28 protein-coding genes are annotated in these 25,951 nt (G+C 66.7%); 16 read left to right on the top strand and 12 right to left on the bottom strand.

The window, feature by feature from the left end:
• Positions 1-81: 81 nt before the first annotated feature.
• The 3 genes from QHF83_RS20975 to QHF83_RS20985 form a co-directional block, all read right to left on the bottom strand.
• Entirely contained in the window at positions 82-1,113 is a 1,032-nt protein-coding gene (locus QHF83_RS20975) for a hypothetical protein (protein WP_282419658.1), read from the bottom strand.
• Positions 1,114-1,125: 12 nt separating this feature from the next.
• Positions 1,126-2,238, bottom strand: coding sequence for an acetyltransferase (locus tag QHF83_RS20980; protein WP_348980454.1), 1,113 nt, complete (start codon positions 2,236-2,238; stop codon positions 1,126-1,128).
• A gap of 183 nt (positions 2,239-2,421) precedes the next feature.
• The gene (locus QHF83_RS20985) at positions 2,422-2,931 is read right to left on the bottom strand and encodes a hypothetical protein (RefSeq protein WP_282419660.1); all 510 of its coding nucleotides are present in this window, start codon (positions 2,929-2,931) and stop codon (positions 2,422-2,424) included.
• A 59-nt stretch (positions 2,932-2,990) separates the two neighbouring features.
• On the opposite strand from QHF83_RS20985, the gene QHF83_RS20990 reads away from it, so the two are divergent.
• From QHF83_RS20990 to QHF83_RS21015, 6 genes are all read left to right on the top strand, one after another.
• Positions 2,991-3,539: a hypothetical protein gene (locus tag QHF83_RS20990; RefSeq protein WP_282419661.1), complete on the top strand. Its 549-nt coding sequence runs from the start codon at positions 2,991-2,993 to the stop codon at positions 3,537-3,539.
• A 151-nt stretch (positions 3,540-3,690) separates the two neighbouring features.
• Positions 3,691-4,629, top strand: coding sequence for an alpha/beta hydrolase (locus QHF83_RS20995; protein WP_282419662.1), 939 nt, complete (start codon positions 3,691-3,693; stop codon positions 4,627-4,629).
• 150 nt (positions 4,630-4,779) lie between these two features.
• Positions 4,780-5,604, top strand: a complete 825-nt coding sequence (locus QHF83_RS21000) for a class I SAM-dependent methyltransferase (protein ID WP_282419663.1) — start codon at positions 4,780-4,782, stop codon at positions 5,602-5,604.
• A 52-nt stretch (positions 5,605-5,656) separates the two neighbouring features.
• Positions 5,657-6,037 carry an MmcQ/YjbR family DNA-binding protein gene (locus QHF83_RS21005; protein WP_282419664.1) on the top strand — a complete coding sequence of 127 codons (381 nt, stop codon included), beginning with the start codon at positions 5,657-5,659 and terminating at the stop codon, positions 6,035-6,037.
• A gap of 7 nt (positions 6,038-6,044) precedes the next feature.
• A complete protein-coding gene (locus QHF83_RS21010) occupies positions 6,045-6,635 on the top strand; it encodes a hypothetical protein (RefSeq protein ID WP_282419665.1) in 591 nt (196 codons plus the stop codon).
• A gap of 64 nt (positions 6,636-6,699) precedes the next feature.
• Positions 6,700-7,128, top strand: coding sequence for a hypothetical protein (locus tag QHF83_RS21015; RefSeq protein WP_282419666.1), 429 nt, complete (start codon positions 6,700-6,702; stop codon positions 7,126-7,128).
• On the opposite strand, the gene QHF83_RS21020 is transcribed toward QHF83_RS21015, so the two are convergent.
• Together QHF83_RS21020 and QHF83_RS21025 are read right to left on the bottom strand one after the other, a co-directional pair.
• A complete protein-coding gene (locus QHF83_RS21020) occupies positions 7,113-7,619 on the bottom strand; it encodes a hypothetical protein (protein WP_282419667.1) in 507 nt (168 codons plus the stop codon). The genes QHF83_RS21015 and QHF83_RS21020 overlap by 16 nt on opposite strands.
• Positions 7,616-8,083 carry a hypothetical protein gene (locus tag QHF83_RS21025; RefSeq protein WP_282419668.1) on the bottom strand — a complete coding sequence of 156 codons (468 nt, stop codon included), beginning with the start codon at positions 8,081-8,083 and terminating at the stop codon, positions 7,616-7,618. Before QHF83_RS21025 ends, QHF83_RS21020 begins: the two co-directional genes overlap by 4 nt.
• Before the next feature lie 189 nt (positions 8,084-8,272).
• On the opposite strand from QHF83_RS21025, the gene QHF83_RS21030 reads away from it, so the two are divergent.
• From QHF83_RS21030 to QHF83_RS21040, 3 genes are all read left to right on the top strand, one after another.
• Positions 8,273-8,923 (top strand): DUF2271 domain-containing protein, encoded by a 651-nt coding sequence (locus tag QHF83_RS21030; RefSeq protein WP_282419669.1) that lies wholly within the window; start codon positions 8,273-8,275, stop codon positions 8,921-8,923.
• 46 nt (positions 8,924-8,969) lie between these two features.
• Positions 8,970-9,185 (top strand): DUF4266 domain-containing protein, encoded by a 216-nt coding sequence (locus tag QHF83_RS21035; RefSeq protein WP_282419670.1) that lies wholly within the window; start codon positions 8,970-8,972, stop codon positions 9,183-9,185.
• A 232-nt stretch (positions 9,186-9,417) separates the two neighbouring features.
• Entirely contained in the window at positions 9,418-9,939 is a 522-nt protein-coding gene (locus tag QHF83_RS21040) for a hypothetical protein (RefSeq protein WP_282419671.1), read from the top strand.
• Between the two features lie 11 nt (positions 9,940-9,950).
• Here the strand turns inward: QHF83_RS21040 and QHF83_RS21045 are convergent, their stop codons facing one another.
• Both QHF83_RS21045 and QHF83_RS21050 read right to left on the bottom strand, forming a co-directional pair.
• Complete coding sequence (locus tag QHF83_RS21045; protein ID WP_282419672.1) at positions 9,951-11,165, bottom strand: DUF3570 domain-containing protein; 1,215 nt, start codon at positions 11,163-11,165, stop codon at positions 9,951-9,953.
• Positions 11,165-11,539: a hypothetical protein gene (locus tag QHF83_RS21050; protein ID WP_282419673.1), complete on the bottom strand. Its 375-nt coding sequence runs from the start codon at positions 11,537-11,539 to the stop codon at positions 11,165-11,167. The genes QHF83_RS21045 and QHF83_RS21050 overlap by 1 nt, the downstream gene beginning before the upstream one ends.
• A 149-nt stretch (positions 11,540-11,688) precedes the next feature.
• On the opposite strand from QHF83_RS21050, the gene QHF83_RS21055 reads away from it, so the two are divergent.
• Complete coding sequence (locus QHF83_RS21055) at positions 11,689-12,306, top strand: rhomboid family intramembrane serine protease (protein ID WP_282419674.1); 618 nt, start codon at positions 11,689-11,691, stop codon at positions 12,304-12,306.
• Between the two features lie 53 nt (positions 12,307-12,359).
• A complete protein-coding gene (locus QHF83_RS21060) occupies positions 12,360-12,875 on the top strand; it encodes a hypothetical protein (protein ID WP_282419675.1) in 516 nt (171 codons plus the stop codon).
• A 3-nt stretch (positions 12,876-12,878) separates the two neighbouring features.
• Here QHF83_RS21060 and QHF83_RS21065 read toward each other — a convergent pair whose 3' ends face one another.
• Positions 12,879-13,241 (bottom strand): hypothetical protein, encoded by a 363-nt coding sequence (locus QHF83_RS21065; protein WP_282419676.1) that lies wholly within the window; start codon positions 13,239-13,241, stop codon positions 12,879-12,881.
• Between the two features lie 57 nt (positions 13,242-13,298).
• A complete protein-coding gene (locus tag QHF83_RS21070; RefSeq protein WP_282419677.1) occupies positions 13,299-15,002 on the bottom strand; it encodes a PHP domain-containing protein in 1,704 nt (567 codons plus the stop codon).
• A gap of 581 nt (positions 15,003-15,583) precedes the next feature.
• Between QHF83_RS21070 and QHF83_RS21075 the strand changes: the two genes are divergently transcribed.
• Together QHF83_RS21075 and QHF83_RS21080 are read left to right on the top strand one after the other, a co-directional pair.
• Positions 15,584-15,988: an STAS/SEC14 domain-containing protein gene (locus tag QHF83_RS21075; RefSeq protein WP_282419678.1), complete on the top strand. Its 405-nt coding sequence runs from the start codon at positions 15,584-15,586 to the stop codon at positions 15,986-15,988.
• Positions 15,989-16,183: 195 nt separating this feature from the next.
• A complete protein-coding gene (locus tag QHF83_RS21080; protein ID WP_282419679.1) occupies positions 16,184-17,290 on the top strand; it encodes a M35 family metallo-endopeptidase in 1,107 nt (368 codons plus the stop codon).
• A gap of 27 nt (positions 17,291-17,317) precedes the next feature.
• Here QHF83_RS21080 and QHF83_RS21085 read toward each other — a convergent pair whose 3' ends face one another.
• The 3 genes from QHF83_RS21085 to QHF83_RS21095 all read right to left on the bottom strand — a co-directional run bounded on the left by QHF83_RS21085 (position 17,318) and on the right by QHF83_RS21095 (position 23,092).
• Positions 17,318-19,834 carry a M1 family aminopeptidase gene (locus tag QHF83_RS21085; protein ID WP_282419680.1) on the bottom strand — a complete coding sequence of 839 codons (2,517 nt, stop codon included), beginning with the start codon at positions 19,832-19,834 and terminating at the stop codon, positions 17,318-17,320.
• Positions 19,835-20,078: 244 nt separating this feature from the next.
• Entirely contained in the window at positions 20,079-21,113 is a 1,035-nt protein-coding gene (locus QHF83_RS21090) for a hypothetical protein (protein ID WP_282419681.1), read from the bottom strand.
• Between the two features lie 11 nt (positions 21,114-21,124).
• On the bottom strand, positions 21,125-23,092 hold the full coding sequence (locus QHF83_RS21095) for a c-type cytochrome (RefSeq protein ID WP_282419682.1): 1,968 nt from the start codon (positions 23,090-23,092) through the stop codon (positions 21,125-21,127).
• A gap of 125 nt (positions 23,093-23,217) precedes the next feature.
• Between QHF83_RS21095 and QHF83_RS21100 the strand changes: the two genes are divergently transcribed.
• From QHF83_RS21100 to galK, 3 genes are all read left to right on the top strand, one after another.
• On the top strand, positions 23,218-23,553 hold the full coding sequence (locus tag QHF83_RS21100) for a hypothetical protein (RefSeq protein ID WP_282419683.1): 336 nt from the start codon (positions 23,218-23,220) through the stop codon (positions 23,551-23,553).
• A gap of 118 nt (positions 23,554-23,671) precedes the next feature.
• Positions 23,672-24,748: a hypothetical protein gene (locus tag QHF83_RS21105; RefSeq protein WP_282419684.1), complete on the top strand. Its 1,077-nt coding sequence runs from the start codon at positions 23,672-23,674 to the stop codon at positions 24,746-24,748.
• A 25-nt stretch (positions 24,749-24,773) separates the two neighbouring features.
• Complete coding sequence (gene galK, locus QHF83_RS21110; RefSeq protein WP_282419685.1) at positions 24,774-25,943, top strand: galactokinase; 1,170 nt, start codon at positions 24,774-24,776, stop codon at positions 25,941-25,943.
• The last annotated feature ends 8 nt before the right edge of the window (positions 25,944-25,951 follow it).

Below are 25,951 nucleotides of genomic sequence, written 5' to 3' on the forward strand. Positions count from 1 at the left end.
CGGACGTCAACAGAGTGACGGACCTCTGTCAAGCGCGTGAAGCGCCTTATGCGCGGCGATATCTTGCGCCCGCGCGGCCGTTCAGTTCTGGCCCCAGCGACGCGGCCGGTCGAAGCGGAAGAAGCCGCTCTCCTCCTCGGCGGCGATGACCTCGGCCTCGTCGCCGAAGTACCGCCGCCGGAGCTCTGCGAGCTTCTGCTCCAGCACCTTGCCGCTATAGGCCTCGGTCAGCGCCTTTCGCTCGGCCATGTATTTCTTGCCGTTCTCCCAGCGCGCGTCGCGATCGTGGTCGAGCGTATCCCAGCGCGCGAGCGCCGCGTCGTCGAGGCCCATTCCCTTGCGAATCTCGCGCAGGCTCTCCGCCCGCGCCGCGGCGGACATCGCGTCGAGCTCGGCCTGCACCGATTCGAGCGAGAGGAAGCGGTTCATCACCTCGTGCCGGTGGTTCTCGAGGTACGTATCGTATTGCTCCTCGTAGATCTCCTCGAGGCGCTCCGTGTACGTCGTGAGCTTGTCGCCGAGGCCCTTTCCCGGAAGGCCGTCGATTTCCTTCAGCGTGTCCGCGACGGCCTGGTTCTTCTGCTCCGAGGCCCAGATCTCGTCGGCAGCTTCCTCGCCGAACAGGCGATTGCGCTCCTCCCGGATCGCCGCCCGGCGCTCCTCGGGATCGAGCCCGTCGAGGCGGGCGCGGTTTTCGTTGATCCAGCGCTCGTAGGCCAGGCGATTGTCGAGGTTCTTCGCGATCTCGTCGTACCGGTCGGGGAAGGCCGCGCGCACCGCCGCGAGCAGCGCCTCCCGCCAATGCAGCGGGTCCTGCTTCTGGAAATGGCGCACGAGCGCCTCGATGAGCTTGATCTGGACGTACGGACTGCGGATGTTCGCCCCGTAGCGCGAGCGCAACTGCGCCACGAGCTCGGCATCCGCCATCGGAACGGCGGTCGCGCTCGGCCGCGAGCCCCGCGGCGGCGCGGGGAGATCGGCGCCCGCGGTCTCGTCGGGGGTCGCCGCGGCCGTGGCCACGGGCTCCTGGATCTGCTCCGGGCGCAGCGCGAAATAAAGTGCAAGGACGAGCAGCGGCGCGCCGATCGCGAGGAGCGTCTTCCGCTTCTTCATGGGCGCCGCTTCTCAGTCGTAATACGCCATGTACTCGAAGAGCGCCGCGTAGAACTCCATCTCGTCGAACGTGTCGGGGCCGACGCCGACGACGTCGAGGTGATCCTGATCGATGACGCTCGACATCGAGGTCATCTGCGTCGAGGTCGGCGCATTCAGATCCCCCACGTATCCAGGGCCTGCGTCGTTCGAGATCGAGTCGAGGGCGAGGAGCGTCTCGGAGTATTTGAGCCGGTGGCCCATCTGCTGCGAGTTGACGCCCACGAGCCCGTCGTCGTCCCGCTCGTTACACGTGCCGTCGCCCATGCCGCTCGCGCCGTCGTTGTCGCAATCGCCGGAGCAATAGCCGTCGCCGTCGATGTCATAGACGAGCTCGCTCAACAGGAAGAGCGCCGGGTTCACGTTGACCCCGTTCTGCGCCGTCATGAGCGATCCGTATCGAAACGCGTATTTCGAGTCGACCGGGTAGAGGGCGTTGAACGCCTTCATCCCCGTGGTGACTCCGTCGCTGGCGGAATAGTCGTTGTAGACGAGCTGCTTGGCGCCCGCATACCCGTCATTGCCGGGCTCGTAGATGGTGTCGCCGTAATAACTCGCCAGCGCGGAGATGACGCTCGTCACGCCCGGGCGCAAATCGAGGATGTACTTGGCCACCGGCGAGCCGCGGTGGGGTGAGGAGATGCTGATGAGCACGCGCACCTTGGCGGTGCCGTACCGCTCGTAGAGCACGCGCGCAGCCTTGCGAATGTCGAGGCCGCCCTGCGAATGGCCGACGAGGTTCACCTTCGAGGCGCCCGAGGTCGCGAGGAAGCCCTCGATGTCGTCGGCGAGGTCGAGCCCACGCACGTCCGAGGTCTGAAACGCCGGCACCTGCGCCGCGTAGGCCTTCTGGCCCGCGTCGATGTCGCCATTGCAGTAGACTTCGAGAAATTCATTGCAGGGGTCGCCGACGAAGGTGCCGTAGTCGTCGCCCCAGTAATCGTACCCGAGCAGATCGTCGAAACCGCCCATGCCGTGCGCGAACACGACGGGATAGGTCGTCTTCGGAGCGGCCGCCGAGGCCGCGCCCGCGCTGCCCGCGAGGACGGATAGCGATGCCAACAGAGCGAGCGGCAGTCTACGCATCGACAACTCCTTGACGGCGAGGGGCGGCGCCTGCCAGCCCGGGAGCCCGAGGAGAGCCGATTTCCATACCCATTGTCAAGCACGAAAGCGCCGTTCGATGAACACCAGAAAAGTTCATCGCCCTCGCTTCGGCGGCGCCCTTCGCACCTGCAAAAAGGGCCCCTGTCGCGCGCTCGATGCCATTCACGACGACGTGATGCCGAGGTCCTGGCGCGATACCTCGATCCCCGTGCGGGCATCGAGCGCCACCTCGACCCAGCCTCCCGGCGGATCCATCTCCGCCGATACGACGACCGCGTCCCCTCGAACCTCGTGAAAGACGATCCCATCCACGGCGACGTCACGCGCAATCCAGCGGGTTTCCAGTCGACCATCGATTGCATGCACGTCTGTCCAGCCCAGAATGAAGAGGAGCTCTTCTTCGCCTCGACCCGGCGCGGGCACGGTCGTGAGCGCCAGATGGCCAAACAGCGACGGAACGGCGATCGCGGCGCGCCGGACGCCGGTTTCGATGTCGAGGACGAACACGGTATCCCCACCCCCGACAATCACCACGCCGGCGCTCTCCCAGACGAGCTCCTCCCGAAATGGCACTTGGGACGCGTCACCCAAATCGATGCCGACGCTCCACACGATCTCGCCCCCGCGTTCGAGGACATAAACCGGCTCCTCCAGGCGCTTCACGGTGTACATCGGCGGCTCCTGCACCGCAACATAGCCGACCCCGAGGCAGCGTGATACATGACCGCGACGTGAAGCTCGTTCTGCCGCGGTTCGATCGCGAGGACGCCGTCCTCTTCGTCGTGACGACGATCCTCGCGCTCGCCTACGGCATCACCCACGACCACCTGACCGCGACGCTCTCGCCGGAGTATTTTCTCCTCGGCAAGGATCTCGCGAGCGATCCACGCCCGTTCCGGTGGGCCGTGACCGTGCTCGGGGCGAAGGCGTCCTGGCCGCTGGGTTTGCTCGCCGGCATGGCGCTCCGCATTGCAAACGAGCCGTCGCGGCGGCTTCCGCAGCGCCTCCCCATTCGACGATTGCTCGGCTTCGTCGCCGTTCCGATGGCGACCGCGGTGCTCGTCGCGCTGCTCCTGGGGTCGTCGCCGCTACGCTTCGATCCGTGGAACCAACGCGTTGTCGCGGAGATGCTCGCCGGCCCGACGCACGCCCCAGCGTTCGTGCGGGTGTGGCGCATCCACATCGGTTCGTACCTCGGAGGCGCCCTCGGCTTGCTTCTCGCCGTGGCCCTCGTGAGGCGGCGACGGGCCCAGTGCATCGAGGCTCGAGACGGCCGCTGAAATACACTCTTCCGCCCGGCGCCGCGCTGCAGTATCACGTTCGCGGAGCCCTGCCGGAGCTCATCGCAGACACGCTCGTCGTGTCGCATTTTCACAATACGACCCGCTGGACGTGCGCTAGGACGGGCAGGGATTTCGGAAGGAGGACCGTATGCGAGCGGCGGAGGAACGAGAGCCGTCGAAGGAAACGGCGACGATGGCGGCGGATGCACGCCCGGAGGTGGTGAAAACGCGGCGCGGCGACGTCGAATGCGCCTTCCTCGGGAATGGACCGGCGGTGCTCTCGCTCCACGGCGCCATGGGTGGTTTCGATCAGGCGCTGCTCCTCGCGCGCACCGCGGGCGTTCCGGGCTTCCGTTATGTCGCACCCTCTCGCCCCGGCTACCTCGGCACGCGCCTTTCCATGGGCCGAACGCCCGTGGAGCAGGCCGACCTCTACCGCGATCTCCTCGATGCGCTCGGCATCGAGAAGGCCGCGGTGATGGCCATCTCGGGCGGCGGCCCGTCCGCGCTCCAGTTTGCCCTCGGCCATCCGGATCGGTGCTGGGGGCTCATCATCATTTCGTCCGTCTGCACCCGCGTCGAGACGCGGCTCCCGCTCGCGTGGTACATCCTGCGAATCACCGCGCGCTTCGACCCGCTCGTGGCCGTCATGCGGCGAAAAGCCGAGCGGGATCCCGAGCGATCGGCGCGCCGCTCGATCCCGGATCCGGAGGTACGCGCACGCACGCTCCGCGATCCCGAGGCAGGACCGCTCCTGCGTGAATTACAGCTCAGCACGTTCGATCGAATGCCGCTCCGGCTCCCGGGCACGGAGAACGACGTCGCCATCACGCGAAGCGATCAAGGGTTTGCCCTGGAACGAATCAAGGCGCCGCTCCTCGTCGTGCACGGCACGAATGACAAGGCGGCGCCCTTTGCGCAAGCGCAGATTCTCACGGCCCGCGTCCCCGGCGCCGAGCTCCTCGCCATCGAGAAAGGCGAGCACGTGAGTATTTTTACCGATCGCGACAGGGTCCGGTCGCGTGTGGGGCAGTTTCTCCGGGCACACGCGCCCACGGAATCGGCTACGCCGCCCGTCTCCTCATGAACGGACGAGCGCCTGGATCACCTCGTCGATGGGCGTCTTTCGGCGCCCTTGACCGCGTCGCACACGAGGACCTTTACTTGCTTGACCGTGGCGACCGGGCTTGATGTACTGCCTGGACCGCGATCCCGCGCACAGCAGCCGGAGGCGACGATGGACACGAACAGAGTGCGTCTGACGAAGGACAAGGAGACGTACCTCGCCACGCTGTACGGCAAAGCGCTCGACGCCGCGGCCCCGAATACGATCCTCGGCGATCGATTCGCCGCGGACGCCGTCGCGCGAATCGACTACGATTTCGAGCAGTTGAAGCTCCCGAGCGGCGGCGCGGTCACCTTGCCGCTGCGGGCGCGGCACTTCGACGAGTGGACACGCGCGTTCCTCGCCGAACACCCCGCCTCGACGGTCCTCCATCTCGGCTGCGGCCTCGACACGCGCGTGTATCGAATCGATCCGGGCCCCGAGGTCCGCTGGTACGACGTCGACTTTCCCGACGTCATCGCCCTGCGCGAGAAACTCTATCCGGAGCGCGAAGGATATCGCCGGATCGGCACCTCCGTGACGGATCTCGCCTGGCTCGACGCGATCCCGGGAGACACGCCGGTCCTCGTCGTCGCCGAGGGCCTTTTCATGTACCTGCATGAAAAAGACGGAGCGGCGATGCTGCGGCGGATCACCGAGCAGTTTCCGAGCGGACAGGTCGTATTCGACGGCTACAGCGCCGCGATGGTACGCCTGGTCTCCCGCCTGGCGACGGTGCGCGGCGCCAAGGTCGAGCTCGTCTGGGGGATCGATGATCCATATGACCTCGAAAAGCAGGTCCCGAAGCTTCGGCTCGTCGAAAGCGTCGCGTTCCTGACGATGCCCGATCTCGTCGAACGGCTCTCGAAAAGCCGGTTCTCCAGCTTGATGCACGGGGTCATGGGCCGGCTACCGTTCTATCGGCACCTCGTGCGCCACCTGCGTTATGCGTTTTAGGCCTCGGCTGGCCATTGTCTTCTCCGAGCCATCCTGATAATGGCGGACGCCAATGACGAGCGAAGCCGCATTCGAACGCATCCGCGCGATCTGTCTTGCCTTGCCCGGCACGGCCGAGGTGACGAAGCACGCACGCCCCTGCTTCGCCGTGCACGACAAAACGTTCGTCATGTTCATGGACAACCACCACGGCGACGGGCGCCTCGCGCTCTGGTGCAAAGCGACGCCCGACGCGCAACAAATGGTGATCGATTCCGATCCCTCCCGATTCTTCGTCCCGCCCTACGTGGGCCGGCAGGGCTGGATCGGCGCGCGGCTCGATCGCGACCCCGACTGGGGGGCGATCACGGCCATCGTCGAGGAGGCCCATCGACTCGCGGCGCCACGCTCGACGCGCAAAAGCGTTCCCCGCAAGCGGCGTCCTCGTCTATAACGATGCCGTGAGCAAAGCCGAACACGGCTCTCCGGCCCCTGACCCGTCGAGCACGCTCGCCGCGCTCTATGCGGATGATAGCCGCGAGCACGCCGCGGTCCCTCCGGTCGATACGCCAGATTACCACGCGCTTCGAGGACGCGACCGCGCGCGTCGTGTCCAGGCGGAATCCGCGCTCGCCTTCTTGCGCGAGCGCGGAGGAGCCTCCGCCGAGGACTTGTTTCATGCGGCGTGGTTGTTCAACCATGGCGATCATCCCGATGAGGCACGACGCGCACACGAGCTCGCGCGTGAAGCGGCCGAGCGCGGATACCGACGGGCGCGCTGGCTCGCGGCCGCCGCTTACGACCGATGGTGCATGTACGAGGGTCGGCCGCAGAAATACGGGACGCAGTTCGTCCCCGATGGCGTGCGTCATCGACTCTGGGACGTCGACCCGACGATGACGGACGCGGAGCGCGCTGCGTGGGACGTGCCGCCGCTCGCCGAGCAGCTTCGTCGCGCGGAAGAAATGACGCGCACCGAGCCGCAGCCACCGATGGCCTTCGCGCCGGCGTGGCTGAAGGCCGCGATCGAACGCTGGGGAAAATCCGGTTGAGGGAGCACCGTTCTTCGCGGTATCCTCGCTCTGCCCATTCTCGTTTCCTCGGAGTCCCGACGAATTGGAGCCTCCCAACCTGCGCACCCCGACGAGTCATCCCGACGTTTGGGTCGAGCAGCCGGACATTCTGCACGTCACCATGCGGGGCACCATCGACGTGGCGGAGGCGACGCCCCTCCTCGCGGCGCAAATCGCGGCCGCCGAAACATGGTCGCATGGGATCGTGCTCTGCGACGTTTCCCAGCTCGAATGGATGTCGATGGGGGCTCGCCGCGCGTTCGCCGAGACGCGCGACATCGGGCCTCGGCGGGCCGTCGTCGTGATCGGGGCCAATGCGACGTTACGGACCGTCGCCGATCTCCTGTTTCGCGCGGTCCAGGCGCTCCGCCCCACGCATCCGAGCCCCACCCGCTTCGTGCGTGATCTCGACGAGGCCCGCGCCCTCGTGCCCGAGCTCCGCCGATTGCTCGGTGCTCACTCCGATCCCTGATCCTCCGCCGCCCGCGCGCACGCGTCCTTGTCCGTCGCGGCCGATAACCAGCTCGTCAAGCATCGATCCGCGTCGTCCCCGGGAACGATACGCGCGCCGCCCTTGTGCGCCTCCTCGCCGCGCGCCTTTCGAACCAGCGAGAGACGCTCCGGCGCGCGGCCTCCCTCCTCGCAGACCAGGCTGAGCACCTCGGGCTCGAGGCCAATCACGGAGCGATAACTCGCGTCGTGTTCTGCTTCGGTCGTCTCGCCATCCCCCGGCACGTCGTCCGCGAGGAGCCGCATCCCGGAGCTGCCGTACAGCCGCAGATTTCGCTCGGGTTTTCCATGACAATCGAGCGTCGCGCAGCGGTACTCCAGCGCGCCGCCGACGCTCGGATAGGTGGCGCGGCTCGGAACGAGCAATACGTCTGCCGGCTCGGCCTCCGGGGCACAAGCGCCGACGAGCACGGGGAGCACGAATCGAGACAAAGACAGGAGCATTCGCCTCACGGACAACGGTCCTCCAGGTTCGCGGCGACGGAGAGCAAAAAGACGCGGCCGGCCGAGCGTGGACCGGGCTTCGTCGTGTGGCAGACCGCGCACGAGCCCTCGCCGTTCACCGGCGACTCCATTTCCTGCCGGAATCCGTCGCGCTCGATCGACACCCGCATCGGGTATTCGGGGCTGAAATCCCCCGGACGCACGAAGAAATTCCCGGCGCAATTCGTGGCCGTCACATAGGCCGTCCCGCGCGCGTCGACGAGGTGCACGAGCACGTCGGGGATCGGCGTCGTCGAATCGGCGCGCTCGTAGATCGTCCCTGCGACGGTCAGCTCGGTCGCCTCGGCGCCGTCGTGACATACGAGGCACGGTTGCCCGGGACGGTGCAATGGGCCGAGAGGAATGGCCGGGGACTCGGGACCGAGCGCGGCAATGGCGTCCTCCTGGAGCGGGTTCGTGCAGCCCAGACCCACGACGCAAAAACAAGCACCCGCCAATCGCGCTGCGGAGGACCAGCGAGGGCTCGATCTTCGTGGGGCGAAATTCGGTGTCAGCGTAGACACGAACAACTTTCCTCTTGTCTCCAGGGTGCGATCTCTCTAAGCTGAAGATGAAAGTAGAAGTCAACATCAACAGGGTAGCCGGCGTCGATGGTCAGGTCAATGAGAAATGCGAAACGTCTCGCCCTCGTCTGGGCGGCGCGCCTCCTCCCGTCCATGTTGCTCGCTTGTGGCCCCGCGACCCGTAGCGACCCCGCATTCTGGGTGCCTTATGGCGGAGATGGCAGCGGCGGCGCGGCCGCCGACGCGGCGAGCAGCACGGGCACGGGCGGCACGGGCGGCGCGGGGGGGACGGGCGGCGCGGCGCCTGCGGGCAGCAGACTCGAATATCGATTCACCACCGTCTCCCTCGACGGCGAGTATGCCCCGAAAAACATCGGCGCCGTGTGGATCACGGACGCGCAGGATACATTCGTGAAGACGCTCGAAGTATGGGCAGCGAAGCGCGTGGAGCACCTCGTGCGCTGGGGCGCCGCGTCCGGCACGAATGTGGTCGATGCGGTGACCGGAGCCACGCGAAAATCGCACATCGAGCACATGCCAACCTGGAATGGCACGGACACGGCGGGCCTCGTGGTCCCGGACGGCCCCTATCGCGTGCACGTCGAGTTCACGGAATGGAACTCGTCGGACTCGGACGAGGAGCCTGGGCCCTGGACCGTGGTCGATTTCGTGAAGGGCCCCGACGCCCAGGAAATGACATTGCCGGACGAACCGGCCTTCATCGGAAGGCACCTTTCCTGGACCCCCTGATGAAGGTCGATCCCTCGAATACATTATTTTTCGACATGAGGTCTCCATGCTCCTGCGAATCACGCAGCTCGTATGCCTCCTCGGGCTCCTGCACGGGCTCGCGGCCTGCACGCACGTCGCGCCTTACGAACGCGGGCACCTCGCGCATCCGACGATGTCCGTCAGCCCGATCTCCAGCCCCGGCGAATCCCACATGCAAGCCGTGCACGAAGGCGCGAGCGGAGGGTCGGCGAGCGCCGAGGGCGGCTGCGGCTGCAATTGATGCGCGCCCTTGGCTGCTCGTCGCTGCGCTCCTGTTTTTTCCGAGAGAAGCCCTGGCCGCCGACGCGCCCTCGAAAACCGCTCCCTCGCTCGGCAATGGCCTCTCCCTGTCGCTCGTCCAGGATCTGGGGCTCCACGCGGGCACCGACGTCTGCTCGCCCGAGAACCAGCTCTACGGCGATTACGCCTGCTTCCGGGACTCGGGCACGCAATACCACGGCAAGCCGCTCGCCATGCGCGGCGGCGAGGTGCGCCCCGGTCTCCAGCTCTCGACGACGCGGCTCCTTCTCGGCTACGACCGCGTGGTTTTCGAGAACGTCACGCTCGGCGTGCGCCTCGGCTGGGTGCTCCGGGGAGGCGGGCCGCGGCCGAGCGGCGCCGAGGCGCCGGAATTCTTGCCTTTTCACGGCGAGGTCCGCGCGGGATACACGTTCGGCGCCCGGCCTTTTGCCAGGCCGGGGTTCCGTGGCTCCCTCTTCGTCTTTGGGGGTATTGCTCAGTTCGACACCGAGTACCAGGTCTTCGTGGAAGAAGACACGACGAAGCCGCCGCCCGCGAGCCAGCTCGACAACCCTCCGTCGCAGACGCTCAGCGCCTATCGCAAATCCGGCACGGGCTTCGTCGGCCTCGGGGCCGCGGCGACCTACGCATTCTCGCCCTCGCTCGCGCTCTCGGCCGCCTTGAAGTTCACGAAGCCCTTTCCCTCGACCGGCACGGTCCTCTCGCCCGAGCTCTCGTTTTCGTACGCTTTCTGAGCTGTCGGCGTTCAATCGAACGCCGCTTGCAAGGCCAGCGCCGAGAACAAGGCATTTCGCCGCGTGAGGTACAGCGCATCGAGGTAATGCGTGAAGACGCCGTCGATCTGGAAGCTCGCGGTGAACCTCGCGCCGAGCTTCACGGACACGCCTCCGCCGCCCGTCAGCGTCCAGAGCGGCCCGAGCTCGCGATCCCCGGTCCGGACCGCGGGGATCGTGACCGCTCCGTCCTGCGCGACGGACACCACGGTCGCGCGCTGCCAGAAATCAGCGCCGGTCTGCGCATGGAAGCGCAGGCGCGGCCATACCGTGACGAACCGCCCGATATCGATCGAATACCGCACGTCCGTCGTGCTCGCGGCCATTCCCCACGTATCCGTGTAGAGCCTCTCCTCGAGGCGCAGCGTGCCGCTCGCGCGGCGGTGCGCGAGGCGCCCGGTGAGCGCGAATCGATCTCGCACGAGAGGCAGCGCCTCCAGCGGACGCGCGTGCAGGCGAAGCGCGCTGACGAGCTCGACGCTCGCGCCCGCGGTGATCTGCTCCGCGGCGTCCGCCGCGAAGAGGGGCACGTACCGATAGGGTTTGGCCTGGTTTCCCCGTTCGAACATGCCGTCGAGCTGAAGGGCGCCGATCGTCGAGCGGTTCACCACGATCGTGAGCCCGACGTTCACGTCGTGCCGCTGGAGGGTCCATCCGAACACGTCGAACGGAGTCCCCGCGCGCCCTGCCGTATCGTGCCGGTACGCATACCCGAGCAGCAGCCCGTAGTTCTTCTCGTCGAGGTCGAGCGTCCCGTGCAGACCTGCCGAGAGCGACCGATAATCCGGCTCGCGCGAGATCGACGCATGCGCGCCCACTCCGAGATCGCCTTTCTCATAGGCGCCTTCGAGGGATCCGGCATGACGAACCTCCGTCCAGGGAGGTGACGCGGTGGCCACGATATCGGCCGACGCGGCGGTCACGACGTCCACGAGATACCGGCCGCTCACGGACCAGCCTGCCGTTGGGCTTTTGATCGTGCCTGCAATCGTCGGCGTCACGACCTCGACGTGGGTATCGTCGAGGTACACCGACGTCTCGGCGCTGGCGCTTGCATCGAGGCTCGACGTGGCCCGACGCTTCGACGCGGCCGGTGCTTTCGGATCGTCCGCAAACGAAAGGGGAAGGTGAATACCCGACGCAAGGAGAGCGCAGAGGAGCGCAATCTCACGATGCTTGGAAACCATCAATGCTCGTCGTCGTCGTCGTCGTCCTCATCCTCGTCGTCGTCGTCGTCGTCGTCGTCCTCATCCTCCTCGTCGTCGTCATCCTCGTCGTCGTCATCCTCGTCGTCGTCATCCTCGTCGTCGTCGTCCTCATCGTCCTCATCGTCCTCGTCGTCGTCCTCGTCGTCCTCATCGGGCGGCGGAAACGACCCCGATCCCGTCGAGCTGCTGGACGTGGTCACGCCGCTGCCGCCGGCCCCGCCCGCACCGGATCCGGTATTCGTGGTCGCCTCGTCGTCCGCGCCCTCGTCCAATACCTCCGTCGTTTGCCGCGCCTGATCGTGGCTATCGACCCCCGCGCAGGCAGGCACGGAGGCGGCGAGGACCCCGACCATCACGAGAGCTCCTCCAGTGAAACGGCCTAGATCACGTGGTTTTTCTGACACCATGCTGAGCTTCTACCGGAAGGAACATGAAAATGCAAGTGACTTTCAACAACGAGTACCTTGCCCGCGGTGCGCTCGGACCGTGATATCCTCCCGTCATGAACGATCTCCCGGCGCGTCTCCTCGCCTCGCCCGTTCCCGTGTTGCTGATTGCTTCCGTGGCGATCGTGAGCCTGCTCGGGTGGGTCTCCGAGCCGGTACGGCGAGCGCTGATCCTGGTTCCCTACCAGGTGCGCAAGAACGGGCACATCCATCGCCTGCTCACCGCGGGGTGGGTGCACGCCGATTTCTCGCATCTGGCGTTCAACATGTTCTCTCTGTACTTTTTCACGGAGCAAACCATTCGCGTGCTCGGCGTAACGCGTTACCTCGTGCTGTACGTGACCGCGGTGATCGTCGGGTTCATCCCCACGACGTTGCGGTACATGCGAAAACCGAATTACAGCTCGCTCGGGGCCTCCGGGGCGGTGGCCGCCGTCATGTTCAGCGCCGTCCTCCTGGTCCCCAAGCTCAAGCTCCAGCTCATGTTCCTGCCGATTCCGGTGCCGGGCATCGTCTTCGCCGTGGCCTATCTCGCCTACAGCGCTTGGCACTCCTATACGGCCGGCGACGATATCAACCACGACGCCCATTTCTCGGGCGCGGTCTACGGAGCCCTGCTCACGTACCTCTTCGAGCCGACGCGTGTCGAGCGCACGCTGAAGAACTTCTTTTGAGGGCCAAACTTCCCTCTTGTATCGTCCGCGCCGTGGTGGAATGCTCGCGGGTCATGGGGACCCTTTCCCGCCTCGTTCGGCTCGGAACTCGCCTCGTGCTCGGCCTTTCGGTCTCGGCCTGCGCGATCGACGATTACACGCCCCCGACCCCGTCGGGCCCGGACGCGGGGGACGCTTGCACGTCGCTCACCGAGATCGCGCTGGGCGAGTCCTTGTCCCTCTTCGACGACACGAGCCGCGGGACGGACTTGACGACATCGAGCCCGATGTTCAGCGAATGCATGCCCGACGAGAGAATCGGCAAGGAGCTCGTCTTTCCCGTCCGGCCCTCGTCGTCGGGCACGCTCGTCGCGACGCTCCATCCCCAGTACGCGCACCACTGGCTGCACACGTGGACCGCGTGCCCCGGCAGCGGAGGCGATGTGCTCGATTGCTCGTTCGGATCGATGATCGAGGACGCTGACGTCAATCAGATCGACGAGGTCCAGGCAGGCACGACCTATTACGTCGTCGTCGACGGGTGGATGGACGAGGCGGGCGAGTTCGAGCTCATGCTCGCGCTCGAGTGAGGACTACTCGACGACCGCCTGCATGAATCCCTTCATGAACGCGCGATATTCGCGCGTCGGGATCATGTCCATCATGCGAGGCACGCGGGCCTTCAGCCATTGCAGGATCGCCAGGGTGTCGCGCTTCATGACGAGCACGACGAGCTCACCGAGCACGTCTTCTCCGAGCTCGTTTCCCACGATGGAGAAGATCTGCCGGCCGAGCTCGTAGCCGCAATCGGTGAAGCTCTTCTCGCCCGATCGCGCCTCGTACACGAGGACGCGGAAAAACAGCGGGCAGGCGTTCGAGGCGGGGGCGCGTCCCGGGAGCGTCCGCGGGCGAGCGGGGCTCGGGGGGCGGCTGTCGTTCTTCGCTTTCGGGGTCATGCCGATACGCGCGTGCGAGGATCGTACCCGGAGCACCTGCAACTTCGGCGCCCACCATCAATGGATGGGCCTGACCGCCGCCGCGAAACCTTCGGGGCCGAGCGCATTGAGCACTTCGCTCTTGCGGAGCCCGCCTCGCCGCGCCACACCCACGCCGAAACGCAGGGACGAGAGGCCCTTCGTCGAATGCGCGTCCGTCGAGATGACGAAGCGGATCCCCCGCTTCCGCGCCTCCTTCAGCCAGCGCGGCTCCATGTCGAGCCGGTACGGGTCCCCGTTGATCTCGATCGCGGCCCGCGACGAGGCGATCACATCGAGCACCTCCTCGACCCGGCAGGCGAAGGGCTCGCGCCGCAAAAGCAGCCGGCCGAGCGGGTGGCCCCAGATCTTGAAGATGGGCTGCCGCATCGCCTCCACGAGCCTTTGCGTCATGGCCGCCTCGTCCATCTTCATGCGCGAATGGACGCTGGCGATCACCACGTCGAGCTGTTCCAGGATGGCGTCCGGGTAATCGAGCGCGCCCGTCGCGAGGATGTCCGACTCCGTCCCGCGCAGAAGCTTGATCTTGACCCGCTCCTGCACGCGCGCGATCTCGTCCCATTGCGACTTGAGGCGATCGAGCTCCACGCCCCTCGCGTAATGCGCCGTCGGCGAATGATCCGTGATTGTGAGGTACTTCATCCCCATCGCCTCGGCTGCGCGCGCCATGTCCTCGATGGTGTCGTTGCCGTCCGAAAAGACGGTGTGGCAATGCACCATGCCCTGGATGTCGGCTTGCGTGACGAGGTCGGCGAAATCGTCGTGCCGCGCCGCCTCGATTTCTCCGTCACCCTCGCGCAGCTCGGGCGGCACGGGATTCAGGCCGAGCGCCCGGTAAATCTGCTCCTCGCTCTCGATGCTCGCGAGCGCGCGCACCCCGTCGAGGCCGTGCTCGGCGGCGGTTTTTCCGAGCTCGACGAGGTGCGCCGGCGCGCCGGTCAGCGTCAAGAGCGCCGCAGCGTAATGGGCGCGCGGCGCCACGTGCACCGACGCGCGGACGTCTCCCGCGAGAAACAGCTCGACCCGCTCTGCGTCTCGGCTGCGTACCCGCAGAACCCGCGGAAATCGCTCGGCGTGATCGAGCACCGCATGGGCTTCGTCGCTCGCCGCGACGAGCTGCACCTCGGAGACCGTCTCGCAAAAACGACGTACCTCGCCGGCGAGATCCGCTCGCTCTACCGCGGAAAAGGCGCGCAGGTGGTCGAGCAGCGGCTCCGCCACGGCGAGCGCGTCGACCAGCAGCACCCGCTCCACGCGGGTCTCGCGCTGCGCGATGGCTTCGAGCAGGCTCTCCTGCGTCTTCGGGCCGAATCCTTTCACCGAGCGGACGCGGCCCGCGAGGCACGCCTGCCGCAGGTCCTCCACGCTCGTGATCCCCAGCGCGTCGTGGAGCACCTGGATTTTCTTCGGGCTGAGCCCTGGGAGCTCGCAAAGCTCGAGCACGCCGGGCGGCAGCGACGCGCGGAGCTTCGTGAGCAACTCCGATTGCCCCGTACGGACGATCTCGGTGATGACGGAAGCGAGCGACGCGCCAATGCCGGGCACCTGGGTCAGGCGCGCCTCCTCGACCAGCCGGCCGAGGTCCTCGGAGAGCGCCTCGACCGCGGAAGCGCCATTCTCGTAGGCCTGCACCTTGAACGAGCTCTCCCCTTTGCATCGGAGCAAGGCCCCGATCTCACGAAGCGCTCGGGCGACATCGAGCTTGTCCACCATCGTGCTCATCTCTCCAGCCACTACCAAAGGGCACAGGACCGACGCCCTGTCAAGCCTGGGACAACCAATGTCCGATCGAACGTTCTTTTCCCGTGGACGCCGACGCCCCCGAGCGGCAATCCTTGCTTTCCTTACGAGGAGGTCCCCTTGCCTCATGCGCTCTTGCAGGCGAAGCCGCATCCACTCGCCGTCGTCGTGGTGGCCGTGACGTGTTTGCTCGGCGCGTACGCGCTCCTTTCTCGCTCGCCCGTCCTCGTGCATCCATCGACGCTCGAAATGGCCCCCGCGCGCGATTCCGACGAAATGAAGGCCCCGCCCCGACGTCCCGCCCCGCATGATACCGCCGCTCCGGGGCGACGATATTGAGCGATTCCAGCTATCGTTTTTCCTTCTAAGACATTCCTGAACGTACCCGGTCGCGCTCGTGCCCAGCGGGTCGAGCGCAGGCAAGGCACATCCGTCATCCCGCTGACGCGCCGCTTCGAGGTAATACGGCTCGCCCGGACGAGCACGCGTTGCACGCCTTTTTTGCTTGGTTTCACCTATCGGTTTCGGCACGATCTCCGCTCGAACGTGTCGCGAGACACCCGATGAGGGAGAAGCATACGGTATTTTTCGAGCCGCCAGATACCGCCGTGTGGAGGTTCGCCGGGGACATCAGCGAGGCGGAGATGCGCGAGCTGACGTCGCAGGAGAAGTCCTTCATCGGTGGCCGTCCTTATCTGCTGAAGCTCGTGGATCTATCGCGCATCGGAGCCGTCAGCGCCGGCGCGCGCAAGGCGGGGGCGGAGAAGGTGCACGACGTCCCCGTGCTCGGCGTGGCCGTCTTCGGTGCGCACTTCGCGATCCGCGTCCTCGCGGACCTCGTCGTGCGCGCCGGCAGTTTCATCCGTCGAATCGACGCGGTACCCACCCGCTATTTCGCGACCGAAGCCGAGGCCCGCGCCTGGCTCGCGGAGCGACGCGCCGTCATCGCGACCGGAAAACAAAGCTGATCGTCGCAATGGCGGGCGCCCGCCCATTTCGGTCACTCGAGTGACCACCCGTCGGTATCACCGCGCCTCATTTCCCTGCCTCGTGCGATTTTCGATTTCATTTCGAAAACGAAAATGATAGGGTCGATGGTCAGTGAGGAGTCCTCCTTGTCGGGCTGTCACCGCCGGTCGCTCCTCCTGTCCAGGGGTCCAACGATGAGCAAGAAGCTTCCTTTCAAGTGGCTGGCTCTGGGTGCTGCGAGCGCGATGCTGCTCGGCGCGTGCGTCGTAAAGGACGACGAGGACGGGACCGGCAGCGAGGTCGTGATCGAAGACGGAATGGATCCTGCCGCGGGGGACATCGCGGTCGAGCTCTCCGTCGACAAGGCATCCGTGAGCCAGACCGAGAGCGTGACGGTCACGGTGAAGCTCACCAACACCACGAAACGCTCGATCCGCCTGCCTGCGTGGTATGCGCCGGGCGAGGACCTCGAAGAGGATCTCTTCCTCGTGATGCGGGGCGGGCAGCCGGTGGAGTTCACCGGCCCGCATTACAAGCGCCCGGCGATGTCGGAGGAGGACTACGTCGTGCTCGGTCCGGGCAAGAGCGTGACGCGCACGGCCACGCTCTCGGGCTTCTACGATCTGACGCAGACGGGCACGTACACGGTCCGGTACGCGGCCGACATGCCGACGTCCGTGACGCAGCAGGCGGTCTCGCTCGATTCGAACGAGGTGAGCCTGTGGATCGAGGGCCGCGCGAGCGCGCCGTCTCCCCAGTTCCTCAGCGCCCCGGGCCCGCAGAACTTCGGGAGCCTCGGCTTCAGCAAGTGCTCCGCGGATCAGCAGACCACGGTCACGCAGGCGCTAGGCGCGGCGAGCACCATGGCCGACGGCGCAGTCCTTTACCTCGGCGGCACGCCCGCGACGAATCCGCGGTACACCACGTGGTTCGGCGCGTTCTCGACGAACGGCTGGAACACCGCGAAGAGCCATTACGTGGCCATCAAGGACGCGGTCGATTCGAAACCCTTGAACTTCGATTGCGGCTGCAAGAAGAAATACTACGCGTACGTGTATCCGAACCAGCCGTACAACGTGTATCTCTGCAGCGTCTTCTGGAGCGCGCCGTTGTCCGGTACGGACTCCAAGGGCGGGACGATCATCCACGAACTCTCGCACTTCGACGTCATCGCCGGTACGGACGACTGGGTATACGGCCAGTCCGGCGCGAAGTCGCTTGCGATCTCGGATCCGGCGAAGGCGCTGAACAACGCCGACAACCACGAATACTTCGCCGAGAACACCCCCGCCCTCCAGTGATGGAACGACGCTCGCGCCCTTCCCGCATCATGGGCAGAGGGAGGGGTCTGCGAGCCGTGCAGCGGCGTTCGGAGCGAGTTGGGCGTCCTTCACGCCCTCGGCGAACGCATCCCAGGCCATAACGTCACCCGCAGTCAGCTTGAACGCCGCGCACACGGCGCGCAAGTGTGCCACCCGCGTCCACGGCGAGTGAAGCAGCACGTCGAGGCCAGCCAATGCGTCTGCATTCTCGGCCGCCGTGGGTCCCATCGTCGTGACGACCGCGCGGATGGCTTGCTGAAGCACATCGGTGTCCTCGGTCGTGCTCAGCATCTCGACGAAGAATGCCCGCCACGTGGGGATGTCCGCAGGCTCGAGCCCGCTCAGATACGACCTGAGCTTGATGGTCGCGAGCCAGCGCGCTCGGGCCATGTTCGCTTGTTTTGCGACGCGTCCCCACGTCGTCATCGCGAGCGGCGCTGGGATGTCGAACGCGGTCAGGAAGCTCAGCCGGAGATAATCGACTTCGCCGGATGCGAGCCCTGTCTGCAGGCTCGTCCAGTCGTCCGCGAAGGCGGTCACCGGATCGAACATGCTGCACGCCCCATAACCGTAGACCTGGATCAAATCGAGCACGAACGGCGGCGGTGGGATCGGGAGCGTCTGGTTCAGCGCGGTCGCCCAGGCCTCCGCCGTCGCCGGGTCGTGGCTCGGGTCGATGGCCACCGAGCAAGCGGTGCTCATGGCATTGGCCTGGGTCCACTCCGAGTCGAGCCCTGCGACGAACGCCACGAACCCCTCCGGCGTTGCGCCCGGTAGCGATGACGACGTGAAGAGCACTTCATCCTGGGCTGCCGCGCCGATTTCGAGAAAATGGGCCTCCGCTGCCGGAGTCGTGGGCACGAGGAGCGGCAGAACGTTCGTGTAGTAGGCATTCATGGATTCCTCGTCCACCACGAACGAATCCCAGGTGAAGTGGTGGTCTTTCGGATCCAGCACGAGGAACTCGCCGCTCGTCTGCGGTGCCACGTCGAAAGGCTCTCCGATCGGGAGCGTCTCCGTCCGCATCGAGCCGTCCTCCGCGACCCAGCCGATATCGAACGGGACGAGCAGCGCTCCGTCGGGGTCGTGCAGCGTCACGGTGGCGCCTCCCGAGGGCAAAGGGGCAATCGTCAGCGTGGGAAGCCCCTTGGCGTCGACCGCGTGTTTTGCTCGCGCCGTGGCCTCCGGACCGAGCGCCTCCGCGAACGCTTCGAGGACATCATCCGTCCCGATCGACCCGAAACGATGCTCTTCGAGGATATTTCGCCACGTCGCCCAGAAGGCCTCCTCACCCACGAGACCACGTATTTGCGTCAAGAGCCATGCCGCGCGGGTGTAGGGCCCCGTGTTGTACTTTTCCGCGATCGTCAGCGACGTGTCGCGGATGGCTTCGCCTTCCGTCGCGAAAAACTCGTTGCCGTTCAGCGTGAACGGGCCGTCCTTGTCCGTGTGCGCGCGAAGCCCCTCCGGCTCGAGGAGCGTCGCCATTCCTTCCTTGATCCAGAGATCGTCCCAGCTCTCGAGCGTCACGAGATCCCCGACCCACTGGTGCGCGATCTCGTGCGCCGTCAGCGAGAGCTCGGCGGCGAGCGGCTCCGTGCCCGCGCCTTCGTAGTGGAACGAAATGCTCGCGTTCTCGATGCCGGTGGCCGGCAGGTTCGGCAGGTGCACCACCGCGTATTTTTCGAATGGATAGGGACCGAGCAACCCCTCGAAATGGTCGAGCATGCCCACCATCTCCCCGAGCACCGCTTCGTAATGCCCCTGGAGCCCGCGCCTGTGCCAGATCGAGACGGGCAGGTCGCCCTTCATCGTGCTCTCCACCTCGAAATCGCTGATCGCGAAGGCCATCAGGTAGGTGGGCAGCGTGTACGTGGTCTCGTACTTCATTCTGTGCGCCCCGTCCCCGTCCGGTTCATCGGAGACGAGGTCTCCGTTGGCGATCATCTTCTCGGCGTCGTCCATGCGCATGGAGACGGAGAAAATCGCTCGGTCCGAAGGTGTGTCATGACAAGGCATCCAGCGCCTCGCGCCGACCGGCTCCGACATCGTGAAGACCGCGCGAACGTTCAAGGGATCACCCTTGCGATCTTCGATCACGGGAACCAACGAGTCGCTCGGCGCGGCCTCGTAATCAATCTCCAGAGTGATGGCCGCACCCGTTCCGAGACCGGGTACCGCGGACACGTCCACCTCGAGCTGCTCCGCGCTCGCGTTCGCCGAGAAAGGCAGGGCTCCGCCGCCGGCGAGCCGCACGGATTTCACCTCGGCCACGGCGCTATCGAGCGAGATGGTCTTCGTGCCCTGGGGCAAGGGTGAGAGGGTGATATCGACCGTCGCGGCGAGGCGGCCTCGAGCCCAGTCGTAATCACCCTTCAATTCGTAACGCTGGACGTCGACCTCGGCCGTTTCGGGCCCGGGCGGCTCTGCCGCCGTCGAGCATCCGGCGGCGAGCGAGGACGAAAGGAGAAAACATGACGTCCAGCGCAGGCCGGAATGCGAGGACCATCTCGTGAAGCTCATTGATTCTCCTCGAAGAGGCAAGGAACGACGCCCCCCCGACGCCGATGTGCGACCGGTCGAGGCGCGGTTCGTCACGCGCGCGCGCCCGATTGCAGAGGGCATGCCAGGACACGGCTGGCGTCATGGGCCAGGAAAGGAGCGGGGCCACGCGCGGCCAGTTCGTGCAAGCTTGCGCGAACTGTGAGGCCCGCTTGCGCGATCTGCGCAACGCAAGGATCCCTGGCGATCCGTCCGGCGCCTTCGCCTACTCGAAGATATCGGGCTCCGGCTCGTACAAGAAGACCCTTGCGCGTGGCTCCGGCTCGACCGACGTCTGGCTCACGGCGACGGCTCCCGGCTGCGCCGGCGGCAGTTTTTCCTGGTTCTTCGGGGGAAACCACCGCCGCAGCCAGCGGCTCATGATCACGAACGTCCCGACCCCGCTGCGCCCCGGTCCCACGGGGATCGTGTACGTGGTGAATGTCTCCGTCGTCTCGCCGCGCACGAGCAAAAACCCACCCGCGACCTTCGTCTCCTTCGCCTCGAATCCAAGGAGCACCTCCGGCAGGACGAATACGACACGCGCCTCGTCCCCCTGTTTGTCTTGGTATGCGTTCACGCGGCCCGGCAGGATCGTCGCGGCCACGACGCGCGCCCTGCGCGTCACGCGGAGGTCGGGCGTCCCTTCGAGGATTCCTTCCACGCGCTCCACGACGATTCCATCGCCGTCGGCGCGATCGAAGGACAGATACGAAAGCTGCCCCGTGAGCAGGCTGCGCCCCTTGTCGACCGGTTTTTCCGTGAAGCGACCGAGCACGCGCCCGCTGCCCATGCCCTGGAACTCCGGCTCGGCATAAAACGGCGAGGGCCAGTCGTCTTTGCCGATCTTGAACTCGCCGCATTGCCCCGGCGGCATCAAGCGGATCTCGCCCACGGGCCCGTCGAGCCACGGAAAGGCCCTACCATTGCCGTCCACGATGTGAAGCGGCCGCACGCCCGCGATCCCCGGACCGTCCTTCGGCGCTTCCTGCACCTCCTCCTTCGGCAGGTCGGCGATACGCACCTCGATCATCCGCGCGACGCGGCGGATCCGCGCCTGGTCGATCGAAGTTTGTCGTGAGCAACAGATCGGATCGTACTGGCAACACGCGGCCGCCTTCGGGGCCTTCGCCGGCTTCGCGACGAGCGGCGGAGGCGCCTCCCAGCCCGGCGGCGGCGCGGGTTCGTCGGCCGCGCGCGCGGGCCCTCCCTGGGTGGAGAGCAGCATCGCCCCGAGCGCGAACGAAGCCACGTTTCGCATTCCGAACCTCATCACAACGTCTCCAGGTAGGCGAGCAGCGCCTTCTTGTCCGCGCCGCTCAGCGTGCCGGGGAACATGCGTTGATCCTTCGCCGAGAGCATCTCGTCGAGCGTCGAGTATCGCCCGTCGTGGTAATACGGCGCGGTCCCGCGCACGCCGAGCAGCGACGGTGTATCGAAATCGGCGCGGCGCTCGCCTTTTTGCCCGCTGCCCACGTCGTGTGACTTCCCGTCCGTGCCCCCGTCCTTGTGGCAGCCATTGCAGCCATAGGCCACGTAGACCTGCTTCCCGCGCTCCGCGAGGTCCGGTTCCTTCGGCTTCGTCTGCGGCGGCGGCGGCAGCGACGACACGTACGCGAGCAGCGCCTCGTGATCCTCCTCCGAATGCGGGGAGAGTCCGGTCCCGCCGAGCCGCGTGAACGTCTCGTTCAAGTGGTCGCGCACCGCCCTGTGCTCCCCGAACCATCCATAAGGCCCCGTGCCCGCGATGCGCCCCGCGAGCATCGGCGTTTGCCGGAGCCCGTCGGGGCTCGTCCACGCGAGCCCGTCCTCGCGCCCTTCCGGATGACAGCTCGCGCAGCCGCGGCCCATGCCGAGGCGCGCATCGCGCGTCGTATGAAACAGCCGTCGACCTCGGTCGATCTTCGGGTCCCGCGTCACGCTCGATCGACGCCACAACGGCACGCTCGTCACGCCGAACGATTCACGCTCGATACACGAGAGCGCTCGATCCATCTCCGACCAGACGAAGACTCGTTTTCCCTCATCGGAGAGCACGAGCGAGCTCGGCCCCGCGGGCAGCGCGATCCGCCGCCGCTCCGCGACGCTCGGATCCCCGACCCACGGATCCATCTCGATCACCGCGTCGATGTCGAGGCACGCGACGAACAGGCCATTTTCGTCCGCCGCCGCGCTCCGCGGCAAGATGCAATCCTGCCCGAACGCCGCGTTGAACACGCCCGCCACGTGGTTCGTGATCGATCGCTTCGTGCCCGGATCGACCACGCTCACGAGCTGCGCCATCGTCCGCGGCCCCTGGCCGGATCCACCGTATCCGATCGTCATACCGACGGCCGGCGCGCCTGGATCCACGCTCGTGTGCGGGGCGAAGATCCGGAGCGCATCACGCGTCCCGTCGCTGCGCAGCCCGACCACGCGCGCGAGCGCATACCCTTGCGAGGCTGCGCGAGGTGTTTTGTCGTCGAACGTTCCATCCGCGCCCACGCGCCGCCCCGCGTGCAGCGAGATCGTCTCGGGCGCCTTCGCCGCGTCTTTGAGGTCCACCACCGACACGACGCCCCCCACGGCGTGCGTGACGAACGCTGCGCCGCCTGCATTCGCCACGATCACCGCGCGTGGCTCGCGGGAGAGCGGCACCACACGCGAAACCGAGAGATCGGCCGTCGCGAGCACCGTCAACGCGCCGCCGAATCCGCTCGTCACGAGGAGGGATCCGCCCTCCTCCGCGAACGCCCACGGCTCGGCCGCCACGTCCACCGCGCATCGCTCGTCGAAGGGTTTTGCGAGCGCCTCGTCAGCAGGCTCGAGCAAGAGCACGCGTGACGTGTCGCGCAGGCCCACGGCGACGAGGCCGCCTTCGAGCGCGAGTACGTGCCCCGGCCGGCCTTCGAGCGGCGTCACGGACACCTGTCGCATCGAACCCGTGTCCACCACGTGGAGCGCCCGCTCGTCGTGATCGGCGACGATCGCGAGCGTCTTTTCTCCTGCGCGCACGAGCGTCACCGCCGAGCTCGCACCGCCGACCGCCGCGCGCTCGAAGCGCCGCGGTGATCGTGCCGCGCAACGCGGTGGTCCGCTCGCAACCGGGGCCACGGGCGCAGCCAACGTCGCGGACGCGCTCGGCGCGGCGCTGACGTTCTCCCCACTACGATCTTTGGAGCTGCAACTACTTCCGACGATCCCGAGCGAGGCGAGGAGCGCGGCGAGCGCCGCGTGTTTCCAGGGAGAGCGACGGTTCATCTCGATCGCGGCCTTTCGTGTCCGCGTGACCAGCGAGATTTTTTCGCGCTGCCTGCCTCGTGCGTCAAGGACCACGCGCGAAACCCTCTTGGGGCGAGCGCGTCCCCTCTGCTAGGATGCTCCTCGTGACGACGCCGAACGACGTGATGGACGACGCCCCGAGCACGCGGCGGGTCCTCCCCGATACGCTGGAGCGCGAGCGGGCCGAGCGCACTTCCCAGAGCGCGCCCGCCCCGAGCGGCGCTCTCTACGAGATCGTCATATCGTACAAGGAGCCGACATTCGCCGAGCACGCGGGCCAGGAGGCCCGGACCTTCCGCGGCACGTTCCGTATCGAGGCCGCCGACGAGGACGACGCGCGTGTCCGCGCCGTCGCCGAGTTCCGCCGGATCCAGGCGAGCTCGTCGGTTGGCTGGCCGCGCGAAATCGTCGACGTCACCTGTCGCCGCGCCGACACCTGACGCCCCGCGCGCCGTGCGACGCGCGGGATGTATACACCCCGCGTGACTCCCGATATGCTCATCCGAGCAAGCCCGGCGCAGTCGAAAACACCTCGCGCGGGCCGCACGGCGCGACGTCATGCGAACCCTCCTCCGCGGCCTCACGGCGCTCATCCTGCTCTCGCTCTCCCTGCCCGCGCGCGCCGCCGACGCCGACGAGCCCCGTCGAAAGGACGACGCCCCGGAGGCCTCGGACAAACCCGCCCCAGACAAACCTACCCCAGACAAACCTGCGGAGGCGAAGCCCGCGGAAACGCCCGCGCCGCCCGACGAGCGCCGCCCGCGCTCGCTCGACCTCAGCGCCTTCTGGGTCGCGTGGGGGATGCACTACACACGCGCGGCCATCGGCACGACGTTCGGATATAAAATTCCGCTCGTGCAAAAGAAGGGGATCCTGTGGGATTCGACGAACGTCACGGTCGGCGTGCGTGACGTTTACGGCTTCGTCAACAATACCGTCGGGCCCTTCATCGACATCACGCCGATTGCCTTCTTCCGGCTGCAGGTCCAGGGCGCCTATGATTATTTCATCAAGGAGCCGTTCAACGGCGGCATGCGCGTCATGACCCCGCTCGGCCGCCAGCGCCTCGCCGCGGGGCAGATCCGGCGCGGCAGGCTGACCGCCATCGACTGGGTCAACCAGGAGGACGGCGAGGGAATGGATAACCCCGCCCATTTCCTCCCCGCCATCAATCACGGAGGCCTCCGTCTCCGCGTCCTCCCCACCCTGCAGGGCAAGGTCGGCCCGATCGCCTTTCAATACAACTTCACCGGGGACTGGAACTACTACACCGCCCCGGGCGCGACCGCGGACGACGTTTATCACGACAATTTTACCTTCACCCTGCGCAAGCTCCAGGATTTCAGCCACGCGCACGAGGTTCTCGTGGCCTACACGGCCCCCGTACCCAAGCCCGGCGAGCTCATGCTCGGCTTGAGCGGACGATATCAGCGTGTCCTCGGCACGGGCCTCGAGCAGCTCACGCTGCATGCGGTCGCCTTCGGCCGGTGGCCGAAGAAATTCCTCTCGGATCGCATGTCACCTTTTGCCATCGCGCAGCTCGGCACGAACCTCATCGACCCGATGTGGCAATACGCCTTCTCCTGGATCTTCGTCGTGGGCGCCGACTTCAACCTGCACAAATCGAAGACCTGAAGCCCGAAATTGGTCCTCCGCGCGCATGAGAGACACAGCCGACCTCCGGTCCAGGTTCCACGCCCGCTTCGGCGCCAAAACCCCCGCGCCCCGGGCATTCTTCGCCCCCGGCCGCGTCAACCTCATCGGCGAGCACACCGATTACAACGACGGGTTCGTCCTGCCGGTCGCCCTCGAGCTCGGCATCACCCTCATCGCCGCGCCCCGCGACGATCGCCGCATTCGCGTGCATACCCTGAATCTCGACCAGACCGCCGAGATCGACCTCGACCGGCCCGGGACTGGAAACACCGGCCGGTGGATCGATTACATCGAAGGCGTCGCGCACATGGTCGATACGAGGATCCAGCCGATCCGCGGCGCGGACCTCTTCGTCGGGGGCGACGTACCGCGGGGCGCAGGCCTCTCGTCGTCGGCGGCGCTCGAAGTGGGGACCGGCTTTGCCTTGCTCTCGCTCGCGGGCGCGACGATCGACCGCGTGGCCCTCGCCCTCGCCGGTCAAGCCGCCGAGCATACCTTCGTGGGCACGCGCTGCGGCATCATGGACCAGCTCGTCTCCGCGTGCGCCCGCGCGGGGTCGGCGTTGCTCGTCGATTGCCGATCCCTCGCGACCGAGGCCGTCCCCTTGCCCGGCGGCCCCGTCGCGATCCTCGTCACCGATACCCGCAAAAAACACGCCCTCGCCACGTCCGAATACAACACGCGCCGCGCCGAATGCGAGCGCAGCGTTACGCTCCTGCAGAGCGCCCTGCCCGATGTCCGCTCACTCCGCGACGTCACGGAAGAGGCCTTCGCGGGGCACGCCTCGCTCCTGCCCGAGCCCATTCTCCGCCGCGCGCGTCACGTCGTCACCGAGAATGCCCGGACACAATCCGCCGCCGACGCGCTCCGCCGTGGCGACATCGCGGCCGTCGGAGCCTCGTTCATCGCGTCGCACCGATCCTTGCAGCACGACTACGAGGTGAGCTGCCCGGAGCTCGATACGCTCGTCGACCTCGCCGTCGCGCAGCCGGGCGTTTACGGCGCTCGCATGACCGGCGGCGGGTTCGGCGGCTCGACCGTATCCCTCGTCGACGAATCCGCGCTCGACGCGGTCATGGCTGCGGTCCGCGACGCCTACCAGCGCCGCTTCGGCGTCGAGCCCGGCTTCCTCGTCACGCGCGGCGGGGCCGGCGCGCGCGAGATCCAGATCTGAGCTGCAAG

The sequence above is a fragment of the Polyangium sp. 15x6 genome (assembly GCF_029960785.1).
Lineage (GTDB): Bacteria > Myxococcota_A > Polyangia > Polyangiales > Polyangiaceae > Polyangium.

Coding starts and splice junctions, on each gene's coding strand:
- QHF83_RS21090 (WP_282419681.1), bottom strand. CDS start 21,113: ATGCGAAACGTGGCTTCGTTCGCGCTCGGGGCGATGCTGCTCTCCACC.
- QHF83_RS21060 (WP_282419675.1), top strand. CDS start 12,360: ATGGGGACCCTTTCCCGCCTCGTTCGGCTCGGAACTCGCCTCGTGCTC.
- QHF83_RS20975 (WP_282419658.1), bottom strand. CDS start 1,113: ATGAAGAAGCGGAAGACGCTCCTCGCGATCGGCGCGCCGCTGCTCGTC.
- QHF83_RS20995 (WP_282419662.1), top strand. CDS start 3,691: ATGCGAGCGGCGGAGGAACGAGAGCCGTCGAAGGAAACGGCGACGATG.
- QHF83_RS21040 (WP_282419671.1), top strand. CDS start 9,418: ATGCGCGGCGGCGAGGTGCGCCCCGGTCTCCAGCTCTCGACGACGCGG.
- QHF83_RS21070 (WP_282419677.1), bottom strand. CDS start 15,002: ATGAGCACGATGGTGGACAAGCTCGATGTCGCCCGAGCGCTTCGTGAG.
- QHF83_RS21080 (WP_282419679.1), top strand. CDS start 16,184: ATGAGCAAGAAGCTTCCTTTCAAGTGGCTGGCTCTGGGTGCTGCGAGC.
- QHF83_RS20980 (WP_348980454.1), bottom strand. CDS start 2,238: ATGCGTAGACTGCCGCTCGCTCTGTTGGCATCGCTATCCGTCCTCGCG.
- QHF83_RS21075 (WP_282419678.1), top strand. CDS start 15,584: ATGAGGGAGAAGCATACGGTATTTTTCGAGCCGCCAGATACCGCCGTG.
- QHF83_RS21085 (WP_282419680.1), bottom strand. CDS start 19,834: ATGAGCTTCACGAGATGGTCCTCGCATTCCGGCCTGCGCTGGACGTCA.
- QHF83_RS21005 (WP_282419664.1), top strand. CDS start 5,657: ATGACGAGCGAAGCCGCATTCGAACGCATCCGCGCGATCTGTCTTGCC.
- QHF83_RS21030 (WP_282419669.1), top strand. CDS start 8,273: ATGAGAAATGCGAAACGTCTCGCCCTCGTCTGGGCGGCGCGCCTCCTC.
- QHF83_RS21050 (WP_282419673.1), bottom strand. CDS start 11,539: ATGGTCGGGGTCCTCGCCGCCTCCGTGCCTGCCTGCGCGGGGGTCGAT.
- QHF83_RS21000 (WP_282419663.1), top strand. CDS start 4,780: ATGGACACGAACAGAGTGCGTCTGACGAAGGACAAGGAGACGTACCTC.
- QHF83_RS20985 (WP_282419660.1), bottom strand. CDS start 2,931: ATGTACACCGTGAAGCGCCTGGAGGAGCCGGTTTATGTCCTCGAACGC.
- galK (WP_282419685.1), top strand. CDS start 24,774: ATGAGAGACACAGCCGACCTCCGGTCCAGGTTCCACGCCCGCTTCGGC.
- QHF83_RS21035 (WP_282419670.1), top strand. CDS start 8,970: ATGCTCCTGCGAATCACGCAGCTCGTATGCCTCCTCGGGCTCCTGCAC.
- QHF83_RS21055 (WP_282419674.1), top strand. CDS start 11,689: ATGAACGATCTCCCGGCGCGTCTCCTCGCCTCGCCCGTTCCCGTGTTG.
- QHF83_RS21095 (WP_282419682.1), bottom strand. CDS start 23,092: ATGAACCGTCGCTCTCCCTGGAAACACGCGGCGCTCGCCGCGCTCCTC.
- QHF83_RS21105 (WP_282419684.1), top strand. CDS start 23,672: ATGCGAACCCTCCTCCGCGGCCTCACGGCGCTCATCCTGCTCTCGCTC.
- QHF83_RS21065 (WP_282419676.1), bottom strand. CDS start 13,241: ATGACCCCGAAAGCGAAGAACGACAGCCGCCCCCCGAGCCCCGCTCGC.
- QHF83_RS21045 (WP_282419672.1), bottom strand. CDS start 11,165: ATGGTTTCCAAGCATCGTGAGATTGCGCTCCTCTGCGCTCTCCTTGCG.